Source organism: Clostridia bacterium, assembly GCA_014360065.1.
Classification (GTDB): domain Bacteria; phylum Bacillota; class DSM-521; order Neomoorellales; family JACIYF01; genus JACIYF01.
Genome location: JACIYF010000019.1, coordinates 24,581 through 31,624 on the forward strand (window position 1 = coordinate 24,581; position 7,044 = coordinate 31,624).

Sequence of the window (7,044 nt, forward strand, 5' to 3'; positions counted from 1 at the left end):
TTCCGGTTCTGGCGACGACAACATGTTATTGGCAACTGAATATTTCATCAGGACACCGGAAGCGTAGCCTGCCAGTTGAAGTAAAACTGTAACGGCAGTTCTGGAATGGTCTGAGATTAGGATGCCAGTATGGGGGCAAAGTATAGTCTCTGGCGTTTTGTCCTTTTAGATTGCCGAACGGAAACGAGTACATGCCTGGGTGGGTAGCTTTCGAAGTCTTTGCCCTGCTTGCAATATAATAACTGCGGCCTTACTGCCAGTCCTTGATGTTTAAGCCTGCGCTCCTGGTGGTGTTCGTTCTTGCTACCTCTCTTTGCCTCCAGGCAAACCCTGCGCTGGCAGTAACGAAAACCGTGGCGTAGTGGCTGCATGCGATGGTGTTTGCTGTATCATGTTGCTGGTGCAACCTAATGTACTCCGTCAGCTTTGACTTAGCGAACGTCCAGCTTGAGCTCGAAAGAAGCGGTGTTTCGCTTTCGTGGGTCTAGGGCATAACGACACTTGGTGTCGTATTGGTGTGGTAAGATTAGATTAATTGGGCAGGTGTATAAGGAGATCGAAACTGAAAAAGCAGAAGAGCCTGAACTACTGAAAATTGAGGGAGGATCGTTGAGCGGCAATAACTCGGAGGTGGTTGCATGAACGGGCATGGCCTCGTTGAGACTGCTGCGAAGGTCAGGGTGGCAAGGAGGATCGGGGCGATACCAGACAGGGGTGGTGGCGTCCTGCGCATTAGTGGAACAGGGAAGCGCTGCCAGATCGAGTACTCAGCTGGCAACGATAGTGACAAGGGGCCTGGAATCAGGGTGTTTAACTTTAACTCAAGGTGGATGACTGGGGATGAGGAAACAGATGTGATACTGATTTGTGGCTCTGTCCTTGCTGTCCTGGTGCTTCCCGCCCAGATCGCCGCAGAATTGGCATCGTTTGGGGAGAAGGCAGGTCTGACAGTGTACAGATGCTCCGAGACAACCTGGTACATTAACGAGCTGGGTACTGCAGGCAACGCTTCTCAGTACCTGAACCGCTTTGACCTCGTCACTGGCGAGAAGTACTGGCTGGCTCCTTTTATAGCTGCACCAACTACTCAGGGTTGCGCGTTTTGCGGGAAGAGCCACTTGGCCTCATTGCAGCCGATTTATCTCTTATACACAAGAACTCTTAACCAGGATTTTTGGAGCCGCTATTCTCTATTGCGAGAAATCAGCTTGGTTGAGCGCAGGCTGGAGATTGGACCGGGAGAAGAAGATATTTGCGGTGAGGTTTGTGAAGAATGTGCCTGGCTTTCCCCCGTAGAGAGGCTGGGTAGGATCCGCGCAAGAATCGAGGTCTTAAAGAGGGAGCTGTCGGCGCTGTCCGCTTACTGGGTGGGGGACAATGAAGAATTAGCCGAGGCCTTAAAGACAACAAACAAGGAGCTGGAACTGCTGGAGAAGTTGGCTGAGATCCGGGAGTGAACCGATCGTGCTGGGAATACTACCGCAGCTGATGCATAGTGAACCATCTCGCTTGGTGCTCTAACATCATATGCTTGGCGTTGGTAGAAAAGCTGGGCAGCTAACGCCGGTCAGTTGTAAAATCTCCAATCGCTTCGATACAGGCAGGGTCAGTGCTATGATATTAATTTCGGAAGCTCTCTTTGTGCTCGCCTTTTGGGTTGGCACAGTATCACTGGGTCTGATAGTCTATACCTTGCTGAAAGACAGATCAAAACTTAAACGCTGGGTTGCGGTTTTGACTGTATGCCTTGTGGTCTTTGCTGCCGCATGGCCGTCAGCAACAAGGACAGGACCAGCTGGACCATTTGGCAATATGGTGCCTTGGTCCGCCTTCGTCCCAAAGACTTCTGCCAAGTGGCAGAGCCTCCAGGTTTATATTACGAGGACGGGCCACAAATACCACAGGGCCGGATGTCGATACCTCTCCAAGAGCTGTATTCCACTGATGCTAGTACAGGCCGATCGCATGGGCTATGAGCCGTGCAGCGTGTGTAATCCCCCGAGGCTGTCCCGGTAGCTCGACAGCATTCGTATCGAAATGAAAGAGTACGGGAAAGGACCCCTCGATATCCTCTAAAAGCGATGCCCAGCTTGGACTGCTATTCTGGTATCTCCGGCCAATCTTGGTTGGAGCTTTATGTCTTTTGCGGCGCAAGGGAAGTGTCCCGGGTTTGTTTCTGCTTTGCGTCGAAGGAAAATTGTCTGCACTTGTTGAATTATTCGACATTACCTTATTCAGAAGAGCGGCCATCTCCAAATTCACGAGGAATATCTGTGATGCAGACAGGAACCGTTGCTTTCACTACACAGATGGGGCGGAATACGTCACCGACTACAAGGTGGTATCAAAAATGGAATTGGAGATTCATTTCTATTCGAAAGATACCCATGGGGCAAGCGAACAATGGATCCGGGAGATTTTAAGTAGATCAGATCTCTTCAAGGAGCTCCGCTACCTGCCCAAATATGAGGACCAGGCGTCCGTACTGGTTCGCGGGTCTTTCTGGAATCAAGAAGGTCTTTTTGGCGAAAAGGGATTTGGAGAAATACTCCTGCTTGCATGTTTTGTTTGCCGCCAACTGGTAAATTTCGGCGTCAGAGATGATATCGGCAACGCGCTTGCAGTCCTCTTACTGGACGCGGGACAGGAAATAGCAAATATTGCTGAGGGGGTCGGAGTTGCTAGAAAAGCTAATATTTTTGCTCCTGCTTTACGTGCTGAGAAGTGTGACGTGCTTTTTGATATGCTTTGCGATCGCGTTGTGGCCGCAGGTTTTGGGGCAGTTGAACTCTGCGAGTACCCTGGCCACCCGGGGCGCGTCAGGTTTCTTGCCAGCCTGGACAACAAGAGAAATTGCCTGAGGTTTACATGCAAACCCAAGGGCATCGGTTTTCTGCGCTCGGGGGACATCGCTTACTATGCGCCGACTGCTGCCATCGCTTTCCTTCGTTACCTGACGGAGAAGCAAAAAACTAATCGGGGTTACCTGTTAAAGCTGGCGGCAGCAGTCACGACATCCAGCTTGCTGTTTTTGAAAGGACGACTGCGAGTACAGAATCAGCTTGAGACCTCGATGATGGTCGCAAGTAGCACCTACTGCGCTGGTGAGGAAGAGAACCTTCTCAACGCGCGAGGAGCCTTGCAGGAATTATTGGGTCATGTCTAAGTTAAACTGCGAGGGTGGTTTTGGAACGGGCTAGGGTCAGGATGCCAGCCTGGGGTAGGTGTCCTCATGCTTTTGAATTGCCATACGGAGATGAGCCCATGCTTGGGTGGATGGCTCTCGTAGTCTTTATCCTGCTTGCAGTATACAATTCTCCTTGGTGGTGGATGGCGGTAGCGCCTGCGGTTTTGTGGAAGGCCCATCTGTGGTATTTCTACAAAGGAAGACCGTGGCGGCGCGTACATTACCCTGCAATGCGTGCCTATGCGCGTGCATGCGGTGCGGAGACGTTTCGGGCAGAACGCGAAGGCCGGGATTTTGACGTACGGTCCGCTTTGGTGGAACTGCTCAGGCTGGTAAGGCCTGCGTGGGATCCAGGTAGCATCGATTTATTCATAGAGCGGGAGTTCGACAGGTGCGCCAATTTTACGGATAGAGGGTTGATTGAGGAATACATCAGAAAAAGAGCCAGGCGGGTGGATCAAGGGGAGCTGGATGCAATCATGAGGAAAATCGCATCGGTCTTTGATTCTCGCAAAAGCTGGCTGATGGTGAGGATGGTCGTTGCCGGCCTTGTAGAGGAGCAGTACGGTGAGGCTCACCGGGCAGAATATCTTGTTGAGGTTCTTACAGGTAATGCCAATTGATGTAATCGGAAAACCGATCCCCTGTAGTGTCTTGCATGTGGGCTTGGAAGATGCCCAGCAAGCAACTCAGGAGGCATCTTACACGGGGTGGTGGAAGGACGGGATGGAAAGCAAGACCAGCACCGGTTAGTATTCGTTAAAGTAGTTCTCTGCCATTATGGCCTGGATCAATATCATCAAAGTGATTCCACTAGGCGCTACGATTCTACTTAGGATATTATTGGACTGACCAGAAGGGCCGGTTTTGCTATTATAAATCTGATCCACTTTCCAGGTCTTGTATACTGAGGAGAAGCTACCAGTATCGAGGAAAATGGAGTAGCGTCAGTAGCGTTACGCCTAGACTAGGAACACGGTGGAAAAGCAGCCGACAGAGCAGGTCCAAGGACAGAGATCGGCATTTATTCTATATTAATTGCTTAGTCCGAAGAAAGGTATGGCAGGAAAGGCGCAACGCTTGGAACGCCTCAGAATCGTCTAGAGATGCGGGAGACGGCAGGCTATTATTTACATGAGCTTTCTCCTGCTTTTTGTAATAAATGTATATTGCTGATCTTGCTCTCACTCTGTATGGCTTAAAAGCAGGTCTGCTGGTGGAAGAGAACCCGCTAGTTCGCATGCTCCTTAACCACAGTCTTGCTGCAGCTATTATATTCAAGCTCGGGTTGCTGGCCGTGTTTGTTGTTGCTGCCTCTCTGCTTCAGGGTGAACCCATGTCTTGCAGTCTCGGGAACCGCAGTAGTACTGGTTGTCTACGGCGGTATTGTACCGTGGCATGTTGCTAACTTGGCCAGCGTGTGGCTGAACCTATTTACTGTTTCGGCAGCTGCAACTATTTGATATAGCTCGCTAGTCATATAAGCCGTATAAATATAACCTGGAAATGTTATCTGCGATCCTGGCGATATCTACCTCGTTCTCAAGGACTATGTCCCAAAAAAATGCCAGAACTAGATAGACTATTCCCTTGGCGATAATGTATTTATCAAGCGGTCTTGCAAGTCCGTGGTTTTGCGAGTAGGTTATGTCCTCGACCACCCTTTCTATATATGCGTTAACAGAGTTGCGCCATTGGTTAGCGATAGTATTCGATTGGCCTATAGCTTCCCATACGATTCGCAACATAGCCTTATTTCGGGAAGCAAACTGCAGCACATCATGAATTTGGGTGTAAACGGTGCTAAAGACTTCGTCTATGGTGGATGGCGAATAATTAATGTAAAGAATTTTGTTGAGTTCTTCTAGAAGGCTGTACACTACCTGCATGAAGAGGTTTTCCTTATTCCCGAAGTAATTGTAAACGGTTCCGTAGCCAACCTTGGCCTTTTTGCTTATTAACGCAATGGTGGTGTTCTTGTATCCGCTTGCGAGTAGAACTTCTTTGGCTGCTTTCAAGATTTTGCTCTGTGTCTGAGCTGCCTTTAATTCCCTGAGTCCCTTTTCCGGTGCTGCTTTTTTCACAGCCCAACCTCCAATTTCCGAGTCTAAAATAACCTTACAACAAAACTGGAATGTATGCCAAGACTTCCTAACCCATTCTTAATACTTGACATTGAATCAAGATTGACGTAATATCATAGTTAGATTATTGCCACTCTTACGAGATAGGAGAAGAATCACACTCATCTGTGTCTGCACAAATGTTCTGCTTATAGATTGTTGTTTTTGCATACAAAAGATCCGTCTATCTCAGACAAGCTTCCAAAAACCGTATCTGTCTCTAATCTTTCGTCTGAACTCTAAGAAACCAAGGAGGATGGCTATGGAGAAAAGTGTTGTTGATCTCAAATGGAAAAGCATTGGGGAGCTTTTGGAAGAAGCCGCGGAAAGCAATGGTGATAAGCCGCTCTTCATTTACGGAAGTGAACGCATGTCATTTACTGAGACAAACCGAAAAGTCAACCGGACTGCTAACGCTTTGAGAGGCTTAGGAGTGAAGAAAGGCGATAGAGTCAGCGTAATGCTCCCGAATGGCTTTGATTTCCCGGTTGTATGGCTTGCCCTGGCAAAGCTTGGGGCAGTAATGGTTCCCACCAACGTAGGCTATCAGGAGCATGACCTGCAGTATGTTCTTGCTGACTCACAGGCGTCGTTTATGGTAATACACCAGGATTACCTTTCGGTTCTCGACAAGGTTAGGAGTAAGGTCAAAAACCTTAGGGAAGTAGTGGTGCTGGGAGACTCTGCGGGAATATACCCAACTTACAGCGAGATTATAAGCGGTGCCTCAGATGAGTTTACTGTTGCTGATGTTTCTGAGGGTGACCTTGTTAACATCCAGTATACTTCGGGCACGACTGGCTTTCCTAAAGGCTGCATGCTGACTCACCGCTACTGGCTGTTACTTGGCCAGCTCGCCAGCGAGTACGCCAAAATTAGGCCGGACGATGTCAATCTTACTGCTCAGCCTTTTTATTACATGGACCCCCAGTGGAACACCATACTATGCCTTATTGGAGGCATCCCGTTGGTGATCATGCCCAGGTTTTCCCCCTCCAGATTCTGGCAGACAGTAAAAGACAACAATGTTACCTTCTTCTACCTGCTTGGGACCATGCCGTTTTACCTGCTTAAGCAGGAGGGGAACCCGGACTTAGAAAAAAACCACCGCCTTCGGGTGGTGATCTGCTCGGGCATCCACCCGAAATTTCACCGCATTTTTGAGGAACGGTGGAATGTCCCATGGCGGGAGGCCTTCGGGATGACCGAGACAGGGGTAGACCTATTGGTTCCCATAGATGACCAGGATTCGGTCGGCAGTGGCGCCATGGGCAAGCCGGTCAGGACCAAGGAAGCGAGGGTGGTGGATGCTGAGGGCAAGGACGTCCCCGATGGGGAGATAGGTGAACTTGTAATCCGGGGCGAGCCCATGATGTTGGGCTACTGGAATAAGCCCGATGAGACAGCTATGGTTATGCGGGGAGGTTGGTTTCACACCGGCGACCTGGCCTATAGGGATCCAAAAGGCTATTTTCACTGGGCGGGACGGCTCAAAGACATGGTCCGGCGGAGCGGAGAAAACATTTCCGCAATTGAGGTCGAGGAGGTACTGGTTCAGCACGATAAGGTAAAGGCTGCTGCCGTTGTGCCGGTCCCTGACGAGCTCCGAGGCGAAGAGGTAAAGGCGTACATCGTCTTGAAGGAAGGAGAGAACAGGGAGACAGTTCCGCCTGAGGATATATTGGAGTTTGCGAGAAAAAAACTGGCCCACTTTAAGGTACCAAGGTATCTGGA

General features: G+C 49.7%; 5 protein-coding genes. 4 read left to right on the top strand and 1 reads right to left on the bottom strand.

Features of this window, described 5'->3' with window-relative positions; all coding sequences use genetic code 11:
- Positions 1 to 638: 638 nt before the first annotated feature.
- From H5U02_04990 to H5U02_05000, 3 genes are all read left to right on the top strand, one after another.
- Complete coding sequence (locus H5U02_04990) at positions 639 to 1,457, top strand: hypothetical protein (GenBank protein MBC7341790.1); 819 nt, start codon at positions 639 to 641, stop codon at positions 1,455 to 1,457.
- Positions 1,458 to 2,170: 713 nt separating this feature from the next.
- A complete protein-coding gene (locus H5U02_04995) occupies positions 2,171 to 3,166 on the top strand; it encodes a hypothetical protein (GenBank protein ID MBC7341791.1) in 996 nt (331 codons plus the stop codon).
- A gap of 98 nt (positions 3,167 to 3,264) precedes the next feature.
- Positions 3,265 to 3,810: a hypothetical protein gene (locus H5U02_05000; GenBank protein ID MBC7341792.1), complete on the top strand. Its 546-nt coding sequence runs from the start codon at positions 3,265 to 3,267 to the stop codon at positions 3,808 to 3,810.
- 849 nt (positions 3,811 to 4,659) lie between these two features.
- On the opposite strand, the gene H5U02_05005 is transcribed toward H5U02_05000, so the two are convergent.
- Positions 4,660 to 5,271 carry a TetR/AcrR family transcriptional regulator gene (locus tag H5U02_05005; protein MBC7341793.1) on the bottom strand — a complete coding sequence of 204 codons (612 nt, stop codon included), beginning with the start codon at positions 5,269 to 5,271 and terminating at the stop codon, positions 4,660 to 4,662.
- Between the two features lie 301 nt (positions 5,272 to 5,572).
- Between H5U02_05005 and H5U02_05010 the strand changes: the two genes are divergently transcribed.
- Positions 5,573 to 7,044 (top strand): AMP-binding protein (locus tag H5U02_05010; protein MBC7341794.1); only part of this gene is annotated, 1,472 nt, incomplete at its 3' end.

What these genes read in the sequence shown, in the direction of transcription:
- H5U02_05000 (MBC7341792.1), top strand. Translation starts at nt 3,265, where the DNA reads ATGCTTGGGTGGATGGCTCTCGTAGTCTTTATCCTGCTTGCAGTATAC.
- H5U02_04990 (MBC7341790.1), top strand. Translation starts at nt 639, where the DNA reads ATGAACGGGCATGGCCTCGTTGAGACTGCTGCGAAGGTCAGGGTGGCA.